Annotated in this window: 11 protein-coding genes; 4 read left to right on the top strand and 7 right to left on the bottom strand. The window is 33.4% G+C overall.

Going from position 1 to position 16,202, the window contains the following annotated elements:
* The first annotated feature begins 88 nt into the window (after positions 1 to 88).
* The 3 genes from JBL43_RS03490 to JBL43_RS03480 all read left to right on the top strand — a co-directional run bounded on the left by JBL43_RS03490 (position 89) and on the right by JBL43_RS03480 (position 1,350).
* Entirely contained in the window at positions 89 to 727 is a 639-nt protein-coding gene (locus JBL43_RS03490) for a peroxiredoxin (protein ID WP_198840100.1), read from the top strand.
* Positions 728 to 797: 70 nt separating this feature from the next.
* Positions 798 to 1,112, top strand: a complete 315-nt coding sequence (locus tag JBL43_RS03485; RefSeq protein ID WP_138948816.1) for a thioredoxin family protein — start codon at positions 798 to 800, stop codon at positions 1,110 to 1,112.
* On the top strand, positions 1,093 to 1,350 hold the full coding sequence (locus tag JBL43_RS03480) for a DUF6952 family protein (RefSeq protein ID WP_198840099.1): 258 nt from the start codon (positions 1,093 to 1,095) through the stop codon (positions 1,348 to 1,350). Before JBL43_RS03485 ends, JBL43_RS03480 begins: the two co-directional genes overlap by 20 nt.
* A 182-nt stretch (positions 1,351 to 1,532) precedes the next feature.
* Here JBL43_RS03480 and JBL43_RS03475 read toward each other — a convergent pair whose 3' ends face one another.
* The 5 genes from JBL43_RS03475 to JBL43_RS03455 all read right to left on the bottom strand — a co-directional run bounded on the left by JBL43_RS03475 (position 1,533) and on the right by JBL43_RS03455 (position 11,336).
* On the bottom strand, positions 1,533 to 2,528 hold the full coding sequence (locus JBL43_RS03475; protein WP_198840098.1) for a phosphotransferase: 996 nt from the start codon (positions 2,526 to 2,528) through the stop codon (positions 1,533 to 1,535).
* Positions 2,529 to 2,641: 113 nt separating this feature from the next.
* Positions 2,642 to 3,760 (bottom strand): glycoside hydrolase family protein, encoded by a 1,119-nt coding sequence (locus JBL43_RS03470; protein WP_198840097.1) that lies wholly within the window; start codon positions 3,758 to 3,760, stop codon positions 2,642 to 2,644.
* A 2-nt stretch (positions 3,761 to 3,762) separates the two neighbouring features.
* The gene (locus JBL43_RS03465) at positions 3,763 to 6,588 is read right to left on the bottom strand and encodes a Kelch repeat-containing protein (RefSeq protein WP_198840096.1); all 2,826 of its coding nucleotides are present in this window, start codon (positions 6,586 to 6,588) and stop codon (positions 3,763 to 3,765) included.
* Positions 6,589 to 6,805: 217 nt separating this feature from the next.
* A complete protein-coding gene (rapA, locus tag JBL43_RS03460; RefSeq protein WP_198840095.1) occupies positions 6,806 to 9,631 on the bottom strand; it encodes an RNA polymerase-associated protein RapA in 2,826 nt (941 codons plus the stop codon).
* A gap of 40 nt (positions 9,632 to 9,671) precedes the next feature.
* Positions 9,672 to 11,336 carry a sulfatase family protein gene (locus tag JBL43_RS03455; protein ID WP_198840094.1) on the bottom strand — a complete coding sequence of 555 codons (1,665 nt, stop codon included), beginning with the start codon at positions 11,334 to 11,336 and terminating at the stop codon, positions 9,672 to 9,674.
* 699 nt (positions 11,337 to 12,035) lie between these two features.
* Between JBL43_RS03455 and JBL43_RS03450 the strand changes: the two genes are divergently transcribed.
* The gene (locus JBL43_RS03450) at positions 12,036 to 14,435 is read left to right on the top strand and encodes an alpha-L-rhamnosidase-related protein (RefSeq protein ID WP_198840093.1); all 2,400 of its coding nucleotides are present in this window, start codon (positions 12,036 to 12,038) and stop codon (positions 14,433 to 14,435) included.
* A gap of 239 nt (positions 14,436 to 14,674) precedes the next feature.
* Here the strand turns inward: JBL43_RS03450 and JBL43_RS03445 are convergent, their stop codons facing one another.
* Both JBL43_RS03445 and JBL43_RS03440 read right to left on the bottom strand, forming a co-directional pair.
* Positions 14,675 to 15,307: a LysE family translocator gene (locus JBL43_RS03445; RefSeq protein ID WP_198840092.1), complete on the bottom strand. Its 633-nt coding sequence runs from the start codon at positions 15,305 to 15,307 to the stop codon at positions 14,675 to 14,677.
* 153 nt (positions 15,308 to 15,460) lie between these two features.
* A complete protein-coding gene (locus tag JBL43_RS03440) occupies positions 15,461 to 15,994 on the bottom strand; it encodes a hypothetical protein (protein WP_198840091.1) in 534 nt (177 codons plus the stop codon).
* Positions 15,995 to 16,202 lie beyond the last annotated feature (208 nt).

Raw genomic sequence — 16,202 nt, 5'->3', positions numbered from 1 at the left:
ATAAAAAAATTGCATAATCATCGCTATGTTTTGAGTTTTTTGCATGTTATATTTGTACTCAGAAAATAACGCTTAAAACAATAAAAAAATGACATTAGTAGGTAAAAAATTTCCAGATTTAAATGTAGACGCAATGAATGAAATGGGCGATACATTTAAAGTAAATGTATTCGAAGAAGCAAAAAATAACAACAAAAAAGTATTGTTGTTTTGGTATCCAAAAGATTTCACATTTGTATGTCCAACTGAATTGCACGCATTTCAAGGAGCTATGGCTGAATTTGAAAAGAGAAATACAATTGTAATTGGTGCATCTTGTGATACGCCAGAAGTGCATTTTGCATGGTTAAATACACCAAAAGATAATGGAGGTATAGAAGGTGTTACTTATCCAATATTAGCTGATAGTAACCGTAATTTATCAAGTATCTTAGGTATTTTAGATATTACTAATGAAACGTATGATGAAGCTACAGGAACGGTTCAGGTTGAAGGTGATAATGTAACCTATAGAGCAACATATGTTATTGATGAAGATGGTGTTGTACAACACGAAAGTATAAACAATATGCCCATTGGTAGAAACGTGAATGAATACTTACGTATTGTTGATGCTTTAACTCATGTTCAAGAAAAAGGTGAAGTTTGTCCTGCAAACTGGGAAGAAGGTAAAGAAGCTATGCAAGCAAATGCAAAAGGAACTGCTGAATATTTAGCTTCTCACTAATTAATAATATATCAGACTCTAAATTTTGAATTTATTGAAATTTAGAGTTTGTAATTTAAAATATATAATTATGGTTCAAGAGTTAAGTGAAGATAACTTACAAGAAATAGTGAACAGCAATGAAACCGTTGTTGTACAGTATTCTGCCACATGGTGTGGTAATTGTAGAATTATGAAACCAAAGGTTAAGAAATTGGCCTCTGAATTAGAAAATATTACTTTTGTAATAGCTGATGCTGAAAAATTTCCAGAATCTAGAAAATTAGCAACGGTAGATAACCTACCAACATTTGCTACTTTTAAAAATGGCACTTTTGTTAATCAAACACAAACGAATAAGTTAGATGTGTTAAAAGAATTAGTTGATGAAGTTACCAGTAATTAAGCATTTGTCCCAATTCATTGAAGACAATGATGAAGATTTTTTAGTCGAAACTATCGAAACATTAGAACACTTAACAGAGTTACCTTCATTAAAAGATGAAGAACTTGATGTTATAGGAGAAATTATCTCTAATATGTACGGTGCTTTAGAAGTAAATAAAATGATTAAAGAAGGTACTCCCAAAAAAGAAGCCTTAAATTCATTTATGAAACGTGTTATGGGGTCTATTGACAACTAATCCGTTATAAGAAGCATACAATCGTAAATAATTACAATAAAAAGCCACTTCAACTGAAGTGGCTTTTTTATGATTAGAAATAACATTATTTTAATTTTGTGACAATTCTAAGTACATTATTTGAAACGAAAAAGTAGCGGATAGATGTGCTTTCTCAATACTTCAAAGATTACTTCCTACAATTAAATCTGAGAATTCTTTAAACCTATTTTATTAGAATCGTTATATGCTGTCCAAGATTTCATTCTGTTTGTATACATTTTTAGGTAATTTTCAGTGAGAAAAATATTAGACCAATCAAACCTTTGACTTTGAACACCCAAATAAAACACGAATATGGCCAACCCTGCTTTTGGAATTAATGTAAGTTCATTATTGGATAAGGGATTTGTTTTATGGTAGCCTTCTAAAAAATGTTGCATTTTTGTTTCGTACAATTTTTTGTCAGATTCTATATTAAATAACTGATTACAGAAATAAGCAATATCCAAAATTTGCGATCCATTTCCGCAAAAATCAAAGTCGAAGATTGTAATTTCTTTAGTTTTAGTAATGGCCATATTATCATACCATATATCCAAATGGACAATTCCTTTTTTGGAATTTTCAAAATCTTTATTTGTAAAAGACGTGCCAATGTTTTTAATGTATTCCATTTCAGGTAAACGCTCAGAAAAGTGTTGCTTCAAGTACTGATAAGGCAATTCTATAAGCGACTTTTTATTATAGGTAATACGATTAATAGTGTTGTTTAAAGTGGTTTTATGAAGGTTAGCCATTAGAGAACCTATTGCGTAGCAGGTTTCCTCATTCATAAATCTAATTTTATCTCCTTTAGCAAAAGAAAAAAGAACAGCATACCGCATACCTTCAGGAGCTTTAATTTCTTGAATAAGGGTGCCATTTTTATCGGGGATAGGAATTGAAACACTTAAATGATTTTCATTTAGTAAGTTTAAAAATGTTAATTCTTCATTGATTTCAGAATCTGATCTCCAATTATGGCTGTATACTCTTAGAACATATTTACTTTCATTATCTGATAGGAAATACGTGTGATTCATCCCTGTTCTAAATAATTTACAATTAAAATTTTTATGTAATCCATAGTGTTCTTTGGCGAATTCACCTAAAGCTGTTGCGGAAAGGGTAGAGGCTATTACAGGTAATGTGGTCATTATTTTTAATTATTGCAATGAGCCATAAAATTATTACGGCTTAATTAGAGTGATTATAGAGTTAATGATGAGGTTTGCACAAAAATGACATTATAACCTAATTAGATATTCTTTTATGATTGTAAAGGAATTACCATATTCCAAGTTTTTTCAAATGTCCATTCTTTAGATCCAATACCTGTTGCTGCAAAAAGATGCGTTGGCTTACCGTCTTCAATTAATAGTGAAGGTCTTTCAAAATGGTTTTGATAAACAGTTTTCCCATTATCCCATAAAATAGTTTTACTATAGGCTAATGGATTAGGAGCAAATTCCCAATGAATGCCATCCTTCGATAAGGCATGAATTCCACCGCCCTTTTCACCACAAATATGACCAAAGCGATCTTTCATTATAAGTTCATAATGATCACCTGCCCACCATACAAAAGGGTCTTCTACATCATTTTCATTCGTTTTACTAGTGTCTAAATTAAATATAGGTTCGTCTTTAATTCTCAGATAAGGACCTTGCATGCCAGCAGCTTTACTTACACCTAATAATAAAGGCGGTTCTGGGCCATTTGTAGATGATTTGTAAATTAATAGAATTTCACCTGTTTTTTCATTAACTACAGGAGCGGGATTTGATGTTATCGTAGCATCCCATTTTCCTGGTCGTGGTTCTAATACCGGTTGATCCATACGTCTCCATGGACCTAAAACTGATTTAGAATAAGCCATACCAATTCTTTTGTTCATCCATGCTTTACGTGCTCTGTCATCTCCCCAAATATTTACATTGGTTTCTGGAATTTTAAAATCGTATGTAGTACCAAAATAATAAAGTAGGTAATAGTCACCATATTTTATTATTCTAGGATTATGGGTAACCAAACCATCAAAATAATCTTTACCTCGTATCGGTAAAACAACTTCTTGAAAGGTATATGGACCTACTGGAGTATCAGATACAGCTCTAACAATTTCAGAATTAGTAACCCATTTACCAAAGCCAATATCTTTTGGCCAACGAGAAGCAAACATATGATATTTTCCATCTTCACCTTTTATCACAGAAGAACCCCATACCCAATAGTTTTCCATTTCAAAGCCTCCACCAACAGGTGCAGGAAGCATTCGGTCACTAAAAGCCGGTTGCTCTTTCGTTTTACAAGAAATTCCAGATTGTGCTAAGGCAACAAAAGCCATTCCTTTTGTGATATCATAAATGAATTTTCTGCGGCTATGCATAATTAATTAGACGTTTGATTAATTTCAACATTTTTTCTAATAAGCACAACCCAATCTGTATTTTTTTCAGTAGTAGAAAGTTCTTTTGGTATTGTCAATGACCGTATTCCACCTCCAGAGATTGTTTTAACTGAGCCTGTTTGTAATGGCCCACCAGTAAATGGATTATACCAATGTATTTGAAAATCACCTGAGGCTTCACTTAGGTCAATGGTATATCTGCCTAATTTTGGTAGGTATACCGCATAAATTTCATTCACTTTTCTTAAGCAATATGCCTCTTTTGAATTAATTAAACTATGCTTAGGCTGCATTTCCCAATACGGTAAATAGGTATTGAAAAACACTTTTGCATGGTTTGTTATTTCCCAAAGATGATCTCTTTGTCTCCAATCTTCAGAAGTTAAGTCATTTTGTGGTTGTTTTGCACCAAAATACCATTCAACACCAGCGGCACCTGACATCAATGTTCCCCAAAGGGCATAATGTCGCAATGAAAAATGATTAGCGTCTTGAGTATCTGTTAGAGCACCCGTATGCCACATACCAATTTCATCCATAGTGATAAGCCAATCTTTACCCGCAGCTTTTGATTTTTTTCTCCATGTTTCTACAACAGTACTTGCCTCTTCACGTTTTGCCTGTTGTAAGGATAGGCCATCTAAGTCTTTATATCCAAGTATATCATTGAGAATATCTTCTCTCAATGGATCTTCAGAATGTGTATGCAATAATACAGGGTGTTGGTAGGGGTCTGTTTCTTTTAAAAATGTAGCCATTGCTTTTCGTTGCTTATCATTTTGGCCGATCGGTGACCAAGAAGCGGGGCCGTTTTCTTCTCCTAAATTCCAAACTAAAGCGAGGTGATGCCCAAAACGAGCCATCAGTTCTCTAAAATAAAGCTGACGTAATGGTCCCATATCACCATTGTCAAGCATGGTTTCATTCTCGGTTTCTTGTAAAACCATATGCAGTAAAATACCTTTAGATTGCATGTGTTGAAAAACGATTTCCCATTGCTCTAACTTACTAACGTCAAAACGGGTAAAATTATCTGGAGTAACATAAGGCCATACATCCTTACCATCTCCTAAAATGTTTAATGTTAAAAAATAAGCGGAATTCATTCCTTTTGAGGACAGATAGTTAATTGCTCCAACAAGAGATTTTCCTTTACCTTTTTTCCAGGACGGGTCACCTGTATTCCAGTCTTTTAAATGTGGAGTGTATGTGTGAATGTTTTCAGTTGCAGCGGCTTCTCCTTCTCTAGCTTCAGATTTCATGCGATAGGTATCGTCAAAATCTACATAGCCCAATAAGTTTTCAGGACTATTAGTACCTACTTTTAACCAATAATCATTTGTGTTACGAAATTTGAAATAACCTTTATCCGCTTCTAGCCTTCCTTTTCCTCTAAAGTCATCTCCTTCTTTATCAGAATTTACAATTATAAAGTTGCCTTTTGCATTCGTCATTGGTATAAGCTCTCCAATAGTTAAGTCGTCAGTTAACGCAATACTATCTCCTTTTTGGAGTTTCGCAGTATACGTCCATTTTCCAATTTTATTAGGCGTAAACCGAACTTTCCATATTTTTCCAGTATTGGCACTTGTTTCAGCAGCATCTCCATCTGCAGCGTAAAACCCGCGTATGGTTTGCTTCGTATCTTCATGCTGAAATTCAACACTTAAGCGATAGGTTAGAAAAGGATTCATAGCATCGGTTTCCGATGTTTCAGGACCTTCAAAAGGTATGGTCAGTGTGTTGTATTGTTGATAAATAGGCGTGGTATCAGCAATTTCAGTCAATGGTGCTGCGTTACCCTTAGGGAGTTGTAAACGTTCAATGGTTGTCAATTCAGGTTCTCCACCACGTTTTCCACATCCTGAAGCAGTATAAACATAATCACCAATAACGGCAAGTCCAGAACCATGTCGTCCTTGATTTAAAGACGGCCATTTACTCCATAGTTTTGTTTTTGTATTATAAGCTTCTACTTGATTGTGAGCCAGTTCTTGTACCATACTTTCGCCACCTGCAATAACAATAGATCCATTCCAAGCAAGGGCAGAATTACCTGCTCGCATCGTGGGTATTGCGGTATCATTAGTTACGGGTTCCCATTTTTGAGTCAAAAAGTTATAGGTATTTCCATGGTTCACTGTTAGTGAAAAATCTTCTTTGGTTATTCTTGAGGTAGTACGGCCGGCAAAAGCATATAGCTTGTCATTGCTTACCACTGTTTGAAAATGGTCGCGTGCATTAGGAGCGTCTGTCAATGTTTTCCATTCTTTAGTTTTAGGATTGTATTCATCAAACCATGGTTTAAAACCATTCATATGTCCATTTATAATACCACCAACAAGGTAAATTTTGTCTTTATAAACAACAGCACCGGCACCACCTCGTTTTCGGTGTTTTGGAATAGAATCACCATAAACATATTCATCACGTTCAGGATAGTAAATAATAATTTGGTCCACAGGTTTTTCATTTGGCCATTGTCCAGTCATTGCCCCAATAATATAAATAGCATCACCATATACTACAGGTTGAAAATGATGTAATTCAATCGGAGAAGGTGATTTTTCAGTCCATGTATTGGTGCTCGGGTCAAATTCTGAAGTTGGATTGATTCTACGACCGCCCATTAAGTAAAGTTTTGATTTGTAAGCTACGAAACCAGCTTCATGTCTCGCAGTGGGTTCTCCAATTGTTGATATTGTTTCCCATTTCCAATTATCTGGAGTTGCTTTTTCACAACTTTGATAAAAAAGTGTTGTAATTAGAAAAATAGCAAACAAAAAGTATTTTAAATTGTGTTTCATAAAAATTTAATAATGAGGGTGATATGTGATTTTTGTCAGTTGAAGTAACGTTGTGTTATGGTTTGAGTGTAAACTACTAAAGTAACAAATAAAACACGTACTAGAAAATTCAAAGCAACTTTTGGGATTGTTTTAAATAAAAGAAAAAAAGAATTTTCGGGTTAAACTTTCAGGTATTTTATTTTGAATCACTATATAAAGGTTAAGGGTAGCAGTTTTACTCTTTTCTTATCAATTGAATAGCATCCATCCTTACACGTGCATTTTTAATGATTGCAGTTAGGGCTATTTGGTCATTGCACGCTATTTGAATTTCTTCTGGTCTTATATTATTGTTTTTCTCTTGTAATAGTTTTAGTCTGTCAATTTCATGATTTAATGTTAAGTTCATGCTATCTAAACCATTTACTATTGCTTTGTTGCTCATCTCATTAGCGATTTTTGTAGCCACTGCAATCATATTGGGTAGTAGTGTTTCAACGATGGCTTCATTATCCAGTAAAGCGTCTATTTGACCAGGTCTTAATTTTTTGTTTAATAATTCTACAGGGTATTCCTCTGTAACTTCATTACCCGCATGGTCTACAATAACTCTTAGTGGTGTGTTGGGTAGAAAACGGTCTACAGCTATGTTTTGTCGTGTTGGTGTTTCAAGAATAAAAATGATTTCAAGTAGAAGACCAGGGCTTTTACTTCCCTTTAGAACTCCATAACTAGCACTACCTGTACCTGAACTTAACACCATATCTATGGCATCGGTGGTCATGGGATGATCCCAACTAAGGAAACTGATTTCCTCTCTGCTAAGAGCATGTTTTCTGTCAAATGTAACGCCAATGCCTTCCGTAGGTATAGACGGAAAAATTTCAGTGATTAGAGAGGTAGGTTTTAAATAATAGCTTCGAGAAGCGAGGTCTTCCATTTCAATATCAAAATGGTTAAAGACTTTGGTCATATAATTTTCAAGACTTTTATCGTTGTCTTCCGCTTTAATTTGTTTGATTAGTTTTGTAGCTATTTTTGGACGAAAAGAATTCATTTCTAGTAATTTATCTCGGCCATCGGCTAAACTTTTTTGTAGCTCTTTTTGGAACGTTGACGTTTCCGTAATTAAAGTTTCTAATCCTGTTTTATGTACGGCTTCAGTATTTGATTTCGATAATTCAAGTAATCGATTGCTAAATAATTTAGATATTTTATTTCCACCTTCAATGTTGTTTTCAAAGGCATTCAGGCCTTCATGAAACCATCTTACAAGTATATGTTGTGGACTATTGATAAGATAAGGAATATGAATATGAATATCTTTTTTTTGACCAATTCTGTCGAGGCGTCCTATTCGCTGCTCCAACAATTCAGGGTTCAAAGGCAAATCAAATAAGATGAGGTGATGAGCGAATTGAAAATTTCGACCTTCGCTCCCTATTTCTGAACAAAGAAGTATTTGAGCACCATCGGCTTCTGAGAACCATGCCGCATTTCTATCACGTTGTACAATGGTTAGCTCTTCATGAAATACACCTACTTTAAAATTCCCACGTTTTGTTAAGATTTCTTCTAAAGCCAGCACCTTTTCTTTTTGCTTACAGATAAGCAATACTTTTGCAGGATAAAGCTCTTTTATCATAGTTAACAGCCATTGAACACGTGGATCTTTCGCAAACCAAAATTGTTGATTATTTGTCGTTTCATCTGGAGTCATTTCATAGGCAAATTCATTGCTTAAACGTTCTAACCACAGTTCCTTGTCTTTTACAACTTTTATGGGAATTAGATGTGCCTTTCGTTTTGGAAAGCCACTCATTCCAGATCTAGTATTTCGGAATAATACTCTGCCTGGTCCATGTTGGTCTAGTAGATTTTCAATAAGATTATCTTTTGCACCAGCTTTTCCATCAATTACCAATTGTACGCTCTCTTTTGAGAAAAGTGTTTCTAAAATTTTTGTATCCTTAGTATTTAGGTCTTTTCCTAGATGTAATTTTTCAACAATAGAGGCAATATTTTTATGATTGGAAGATTCATTTATAAAATCATCATAGTTTTCATACCTGTTAGGATCAAGTAATCGGAGTCGTGCAAAATGACTTTCTACGCCTAATTGTTCTGGGGTAGCCGTAAGCAGTAATAACCCTTTTGCAACCTTACTCAAAAGTTCTACAATACGATATTCTGGGCTTATGTTGTTAACAGACCATTCCAGATTATGAGCTTCATCTACCACAAGCATATCCCAGTTAGCCGAAATCGCTTGCTTTGTTCGCTTGGCAGAACCGGCTAAAAATTCAGTACTACAAATAATAAGTTGATTGTCTAAAAAAGGATTACCATCAGGTGCATTGTCATCAAGTGCTTCACAACGTTCTTCATCAAAAATATTAAACCACATATTAAATCGACGTAAAACTTCAACAAACCATTGATGTAATAACGATTCAGGCACAAGAATGAGCACTCTAGAAATGCGTCCGCTTAATAATAAACGATGAAGGATTAAACAAGCTTCAATAGTTTTACCAAGCCCAACTTGGTCAGAGAGTAAGACACGAGGAGCATATCTTGAACTCACCTCATGTGCAATATACAATTGATGTGGAATAAGATCGATTCTTCCGCCTACAAATCCATGTACAGGCGATAATCTCCGTTTATATTCATGTTGTAAAGTTTCTCTACGTAAAGCAAAGGCTTGAGGTGTATCTACATCTCCCATAAAAAGACGGTCATCTACACTGTGATTTGCTGACACATCACCTAGTGCTGCCTCAGTTATTTTTTTGTCTTCGCCATAATAGACGTATAGATTGTCGACTATTTCAACATGTTCTATAAGTAATGGTTGCCCTTTGGCATCCATTATTGTATCACCAATTTTAAAAATAACACGTTGCAAAGGAGCACTTTCAACTGCGTATAATCGTGTTTCATTAGACAAAGGAAAATAGATTTGTACTTTTTCTTTGCTGGCTTCTTTTAAAATACCAACCCCTAAATCAGGTTCACCTTTACTCGTATATCTTTGGTTTGGAAAAAAAATCTCCATAGTTTGTTTATTGTTGTATTTCTGTCCTGCTTATTTTTTATTACATCTTTATAATAACGGGTTTGCTATCTACAAAACCAATTCGTGTAGAACGTACATGTAAATATTTACTTTCCTGTTCTTTTATTGGTTCTGTGTATAGTTTCCAATGATCTAGTTCTTCAATTATATCTGAAGAGTTGCTGTATCTGTATACAACATCTGCTCCTTCTGTAGTACATGAAACTTTATATTTGTCATTAATTAAGTTTACTTCTGGTAAAGCTGTAAATGGTTGCTCCATATTGGGCCAATTGCTCAATAGTAATTGAGCTTCAGGTATATTTCCTTTATCTTTAATTTTGTTTTGCCAGCTCTCTAAATCCGCATGCATAGTATTAATTTTCTGCTTAAATTCTGGTAGGTCAGCAATATTATTTACCTGTTCAGGGTCAGCATTTACATCATAAAATTCTATCTCAGGCTTTGTGGGGTTAAACCATAACATTTGAGTATCGTTTAACTCACCATCATCTCGCATACGTAGAAATTCAGGCATCATTGGGATTTTTTTGCGATATTCAATATCCATATAACGGGGTTTATTTGTATAATAATTTTTTACCAGCATGTAGTTTTTGTTACGTATACAACGAACACGATCATAACAATTATCAAAACGATCACCAGAGCCAAAAATATATTCCTGTTCTTCAGTCTTTTGACTTCCTAAAAAGGCCTTCCCTTGAATGTATTCTGGAATGTCAATGTTAGCCAATGATAAAATAGTAGGAGCAATGTCTACAAATGAAACTAAATGGTCTGTGCGTCCAGTCCGAGATTTGTTAGGAAAACGTATCATAAAAGGTGCTTTCAAGCCACTATCATAAATCATTCTTTTTCCACGAGGTAGAGGACCACCATGATCACTATAAAAGATGATATAAGTATTTTCGTATTCACCTGATTTTTGTAATTCGTTGAGTAAATTTCCAACTTGTGCATCTAGTTCCTCGATGTTTGAATAATTTCGAGCAAAATCTACGCGTGATTGGTCAAAATCGGCAATGTATGAAGGTAGTTTTACGTTGTTAGGATTGACTCGTAAACTGTCCTTTGATTTTTCCCACAGGCGTGATTCGTGTGTAATCATATGATTGAAAATTGCCAAAAACGGCTGATTTTCTTTACGATTTTTAAAATGGGCATCTTCGCTATTCTCATCCCATGCAGAGAGAGGAGAGGCAAACTGTAGGTCTGTTTTATAATTGTTGGTACAAAAATAACCCGTTTCACGCATAAAATTGGTAAAACATTTTACCTCAGGTGGCAGTACTGCTGAATACATAGAGAAGGGAGTACCTTCACTATCTATAAGGTCTTTGCTAAGATTTTCATAATGTCTCATTCCCCAACCAACTGCATCTCCTCCAGTCCGCATATTGTGTGTGCCAATACTTACAGGATGCATGCCAGTAATAATGCTTGAACGACTGGGAGAACAAACTCCTGCTGTTGCAAATGCATTGTCAAATATCAGGCTTTCCTTTGATAATTGATTTAGATTTGGAGTTTTGGCTGTACTATCGCCATAAAAACTCAAATAAGGACTGATGTCTTCGCATGAAATCAAAATAAAATTAGGTTTCTTAACCTGATTTTCTGCTTTTTTACAAGATGACAAAATCAAGATTGTTGCGAAAATAACAATGTAGGATAACTTCATTTTTAAAATTATTAATAGTGCATAATAAGCTTACTGGAAATATTTAAGTATAACTCAGGATAGTTTTATAAATATGTTTCAAATGTATTCAATCAATAATTAAAAAAAGAGGATTAAAGTGGCTAAATAAGCAGCAATTATAAACTTTTTTAATACCGAGTCTTTGGAAATAATTTAACTCAATTTTACCCAGATTTAATGCCATTCTATAAGATTCCAAAATTCACATAATTTGTACTTTCATTAAAGGGTAATAATAAGAATAAAGATATGAAATATTTTCGAAAAGATAGTAGTTACATATTCTTTGATGTTACTAATTTTGATGAAAGTTATTGATATTTTTAAAATTAATAGAATAGAATTAACTGGTCTGTAAATGGCATACATATGATAATTGATTACCTGATTGAAACCGCAAATTATATCCTCATCAAAATGATTTATAATCGATCTATGGGTATTCTGAATAACATAATTTAAAGCTTGCAATAAGTCTATATAAAAATAATAAATAGCACGTCTTCAGAAAAACAGCAGACGATATGTGAATTCTAAAGTTAAAATTACCCTAAGAACTGTTTTTAACACTAATTAATTAAACATATTTTTTGATAAAAGATATGTCAAATTAATTCATGCATTGTATTTAGTAAATTACTAGTAAATTGCAAATGAAACATTCGTAATTTTTTCAAAATGCAAAAACTATTTGTTACTTATATTTTCTTAGCCATCTCATTTTTGGCATTAGCTCAAACTGAATTAAATTATCCTGATGAGTTGTATGGTCCAGAAAAAATAACTGCAAGTTGGGTAAGTCATCCTGACATTAATGGTCCGTCAGATCAAGTTATTCTTTTTCGTAATACTTTTGAGATTAATGATATCTCGGAAGATTTAATTGTCAATATTTCAGCAGACAATCATTATTTTATGTACATAAATGGAATATTTGTTACTCATGGCCCTCAATTAAGTGATATTAAACATTGGAAATATGAAACATTGAATTTAAAGAATTATCTTAAAAAAGGAAAAAATATAGTTGCTATTAAGGTTGTTGATTTTGGGAAAAGACGTTTTTTAGGTATGCAATCTATATATACTTCACTTTTAGTAAATGGTGTAACAGAAAATGCAAAAGTACTTTCAACATCTGGTAAATCCGATCATTGGAAATGTAGTATTGATAAATCTTACAAAGCGATAGAAATTAATTGGAGGACGGAAGGCGAAAAATCAATAGTAGGTGGTTTTTATGCAAACAATCCTACAGATTTTGTAGATATGAACAAATTTGAAAGCTCATGGCAGCTATTGGATTTTGATGATACAGACTGGCAACATAATCAATTCTTTGAGAGTGGAAGTAGTATGGGTGGTTCCATAGCCTATTTATTAGAAGCTAGAAACCTTCCTTTGCTTTCTTGGGAAAAAGAACAGCTGAAAAATATTGTCAGATCAACAAGCAGTAAGACATCTAATTTTCCAAAAGAAAAGATGCAAATTCCTTCAAATTCTAAAGTTACTTTCTTATTAGATCAGAAAGTGGTAATGAATGGATTTCCTGAACTAGTTTTCAGTAAAGGTAAGGATGCGTCAATTAAAATAAAATATGCCGAAAATTTATTTGGCCCAAATAACAAAAAGGGCGATCGAGATAACTTGGAGAACAAAACTTTACTGGGGTATTACGACCACATCATATCTAATGGCGAAGCGTTTCAGAAGTTTTTACCAAACTGGATGCGTACTTTTCGATTCATTGAATTTGAAATTGAGACCAAAGAAGAAGCATTAACCCTTAATAGTTTTATGAATTATAAAACAAGAACTACGATACCATCAATTGCTCAATTTTATTCAGATAATGAAGTTTACAATCGCATTTTTGAGATATGTAAACGAACTGTCGATATTTGTACACAAGATTACTATTTGAGTGATGCCTACTATGAAACAATGCAATATGTAGGAGATACTAAAATACAAGCACTAGTATGGCATGCTATGAGCGGTAATCTTGCTCACACAAAAAACGCAATTCGGCAATTTCACCATTCGCGAGACTCAGAAGGAAATATTTTAGGAGCATATCCGCTTCGCTCTACCTTTATATATCCTACGTATTCATTAATTTGGGTTGATATGATAGCTGACTACTATAAATTAACTGAAGACGATGATTTTATTAGAAGCTACAAAAACGGAATAGCCCATACAATAAGCGGATTTGAAAAGAACATGAATGATTTAAATTTGGTTAATAAAACGAAGTATCGCTATTTTGTAGACTGGTATATCGGGCCAAATAACGGTGGAGGTACAGCCACCAATAATGGTGGGGAGAATTCAGCTATTGTTAGCCTTCATTATGTATATACCTTAATGAATGCGTCAAAGTTGTATGCAAAAATGGGTGATGAAATGGCCTCGCAGCAATATGCAAAAAGGGCAATGGAAATAAAAAAATCCGTTTATGAACTTTGTTTTGACAGCGAAAAGAAATTGTTTGCAGAAAGGCCAGATAAATCGATTTATGATCAACACACAAACATTATGGCCATTCTGACCGATGCAGTTGATGAGAGCCTTCAAAAAGAACTTTTAATCAAATTGCTTAATGACAAGGAATTGCTGCAAGCTACTTATTATTATCGATATTATTTGTTTGAAGCAATTAAAAAGGTAAATGCACCTGAACTTTTTACTTTAGCACAAAAACCATGGGAAGAAATGATTGCAAATCATATGACGACTACATTAGAACGGTTTGATAGTAAAGAGAAACGAGCACGCTCTGAGGTGCACCCTTGGAGTACTTCTCCAGCGTATTTTTATTTCGATTATTTAGCAGGAATTCAATCTGTAAAAAATAATTTTGAGGAAATACGTATTGCACCATCTTTTGGTGAATTGAAAACTATTGAAGGACTATTGCCCACCGCAAAAGGTAATATAATATTCAAACTAAAGAAATCAGGTTCTAAGCTTTTTGCCGAGATAACCATACCAGATTTGATTAAGGGTGAAATATTTTGGAGAGGTAGTAAGCTTTCTTTAATAACAGGAAAACAAGTTTATGTTATGAAGTAAATATTACGAGTAACTATGTTAATAGACTGAGGTAAAAAAATAAGATGGAATTTTATGACTTGTCCTGAAATATGGCTGCAGGTTAAGCACGTAATTTAGCAAATAAGAACCGTCCCGAGGCTTCGCTATTCCCAAGTGAGCTAAAACCAGCAATAAATTTTATACGGCATAAGTTTTAATTTTAATTAATTTTATGAAGAAATTGTTTATTTTTTAGCTCAGTTCTTTGTTGGCAATAGTTATTTTTTCATTAATGCTAATTTTATTCCAAGTGCGACAAAAATTCCACCAGTTATTTTGTCCAACCACATTTTTATTTTATAGTTTTTTCTAATTCGGTCAGATAGTTTTGAAGCAAATAAAGCTAAAATTAAACACCAAATTGTTCCTGTTAACAAGAATGTAATTCCGAGTAATAAAAATGGAAGTGAGCTCTGTACATGATTTGGGTCAATAAATTGTGGTAAAAAAGCAAGAAAAAACAAGGCTACTTTGGGGTTCAGAATATTTGTCATAATTCCAGAAAAATAAATCTTTTTATAATTCACAATTTCGTTTCCATTGTTCAATTCAAATTTTCCATCTTCTTTTTTAAAGATTGTTTTTAGTCCTAAAAATATTAGGTAAACAGCTCCTAAATATTTAACTATCTCAAAAGTTATTGCAGATTTAGCGAGTATAATAGATAATCCTAATGTTGCAAAAATGATATGGAAAACTGCTCCAGTCGATATTCCCAAAGCTGATAAAATTCCAGCTTTTTTTCCTTGAGCAATACTTCTCCCAAGAATATACATTGTATCAGCACCTGGTGTTAAATTCAATATTAATCCAGCTATTATAAATGCCTCAAAGTTTATTATTCCGAACATAATTTTCTTGATTTTGGTTAATTATTGCCAACGTTGTTGTATATGGTTTGTTGCGTGTTTCAAGCAACTAATTTAGTAAATAATTACCGACCAAGAAAGTCCGCGAGGACTTTCGTAAGTAGGCGAGAAGCAAGCAATAAATTATATACGGTGTTACAGCACGTATTTATTTCTCAAAACGTTTTTCGAAGCAATTTTCGCCTCGTTCACATATCCGCTTTTTTCATCCGCAATACTTTTCAATTCCGATTCTGTTTTTGATTGAAATTTTAGTTCATAATTTTTAATCAGATTTTCGTTTTCCGCATTTTTTTCTGCCAAATCATTTTCATTCAGTTTCTTTTCAGGAAATAATTTATTCAACAATTCCTTATTCAAAGTCAAGAAAATAATAAATAAAGTCAGAAATATTGGATTGAATTTAATTAATCCAATTCCGAAAGATATGTTTGAGTAATAAATGTCAATCAGATTTATAATTCCGACAATTAAAGTTAGTCCAAATATATAGACATATAATTTTTTGTTTTTAAAGTACAGGACTGATGAAATTCCCACGAGTCCAATTCCCACGTAATGTTTATAATTCAAAACGTATTCCGTAAACAATGTAATTCCGATTGAAATTATCACAAGAATTACTGAAATCAGAAGTGGAATTATGTCTTTACGGATGGTTTTTCTCATATGTGCTGTAACGTTGTTGTATATGGTTTGTTGCGTGTTTCAAGCAACTAATTTAGTAAATAATTACCGACCAAGAAAGTCCGCGAGGACTTTCGCAAGTAGGCAAGAAGCCAGCAATAAATTATATACGGCTTAAGTTTACATTTTATAAATTTAGTGAATTAACCATAAAGAACAAAAGAGAGGATTAAGGTTATTATATACGTAG

This window comes from Aureibaculum flavum, from assembly GCF_016406085.1.
Classification (GTDB): domain Bacteria; phylum Bacteroidota; class Bacteroidia; order Flavobacteriales; family Flavobacteriaceae; genus Aureibaculum; species Aureibaculum flavum.
Note: the sequence above shows the minus strand (reverse complement) of the source record. Positions and strands in the feature narration are given on the sequence as shown.

Bases quoted from the DNA above. Each gene is read 5' to 3' on its own strand.
- JBL43_RS03490 (WP_198840100.1), top strand. From the start codon at position 89: ATGACATTAGTAGGTAAAAAATTTCCAGATTTAAATGTAGACGCAATG.
- JBL43_RS03485 (WP_138948816.1), top strand. From the start codon at position 798: ATGGTTCAAGAGTTAAGTGAAGATAACTTACAAGAAATAGTGAACAGC.
- JBL43_RS03480 (WP_198840099.1), top strand. From the start codon at position 1,093: ATGAAGTTACCAGTAATTAAGCATTTGTCCCAATTCATTGAAGACAAT.
- JBL43_RS03475 (WP_198840098.1), bottom strand. From the start codon at position 2,528: ATGACCACATTACCTGTAATAGCCTCTACCCTTTCCGCAACAGCTTTA.
- JBL43_RS03470 (WP_198840097.1), bottom strand. From the start codon at position 3,760: ATGCATAGCCGCAGAAAATTCATTTATGATATCACAAAAGGAATGGCT.
- JBL43_RS03465 (WP_198840096.1), bottom strand. From the start codon at position 6,588: ATGAAACACAATTTAAAATACTTTTTGTTTGCTATTTTTCTAATTACA.
- rapA (WP_198840095.1), bottom strand. From the start codon at position 9,631: ATGGAGATTTTTTTTCCAAACCAAAGATATACGAGTAAAGGTGAACCT.
- JBL43_RS03455 (WP_198840094.1), bottom strand. From the start codon at position 11,336: ATGAAGTTATCCTACATTGTTATTTTCGCAACAATCTTGATTTTGTCA.
- JBL43_RS03450 (WP_198840093.1), top strand. From the start codon at position 12,036: ATGCAAAAACTATTTGTTACTTATATTTTCTTAGCCATCTCATTTTTG.
- JBL43_RS03445 (WP_198840092.1), bottom strand. From the start codon at position 15,307: ATGTTCGGAATAATAAACTTTGAGGCATTTATAATAGCTGGATTAATA.
- JBL43_RS03440 (WP_198840091.1), bottom strand. From the start codon at position 15,994: ATGAGAAAAACCATCCGTAAAGACATAATTCCACTTCTGATTTCAGTA.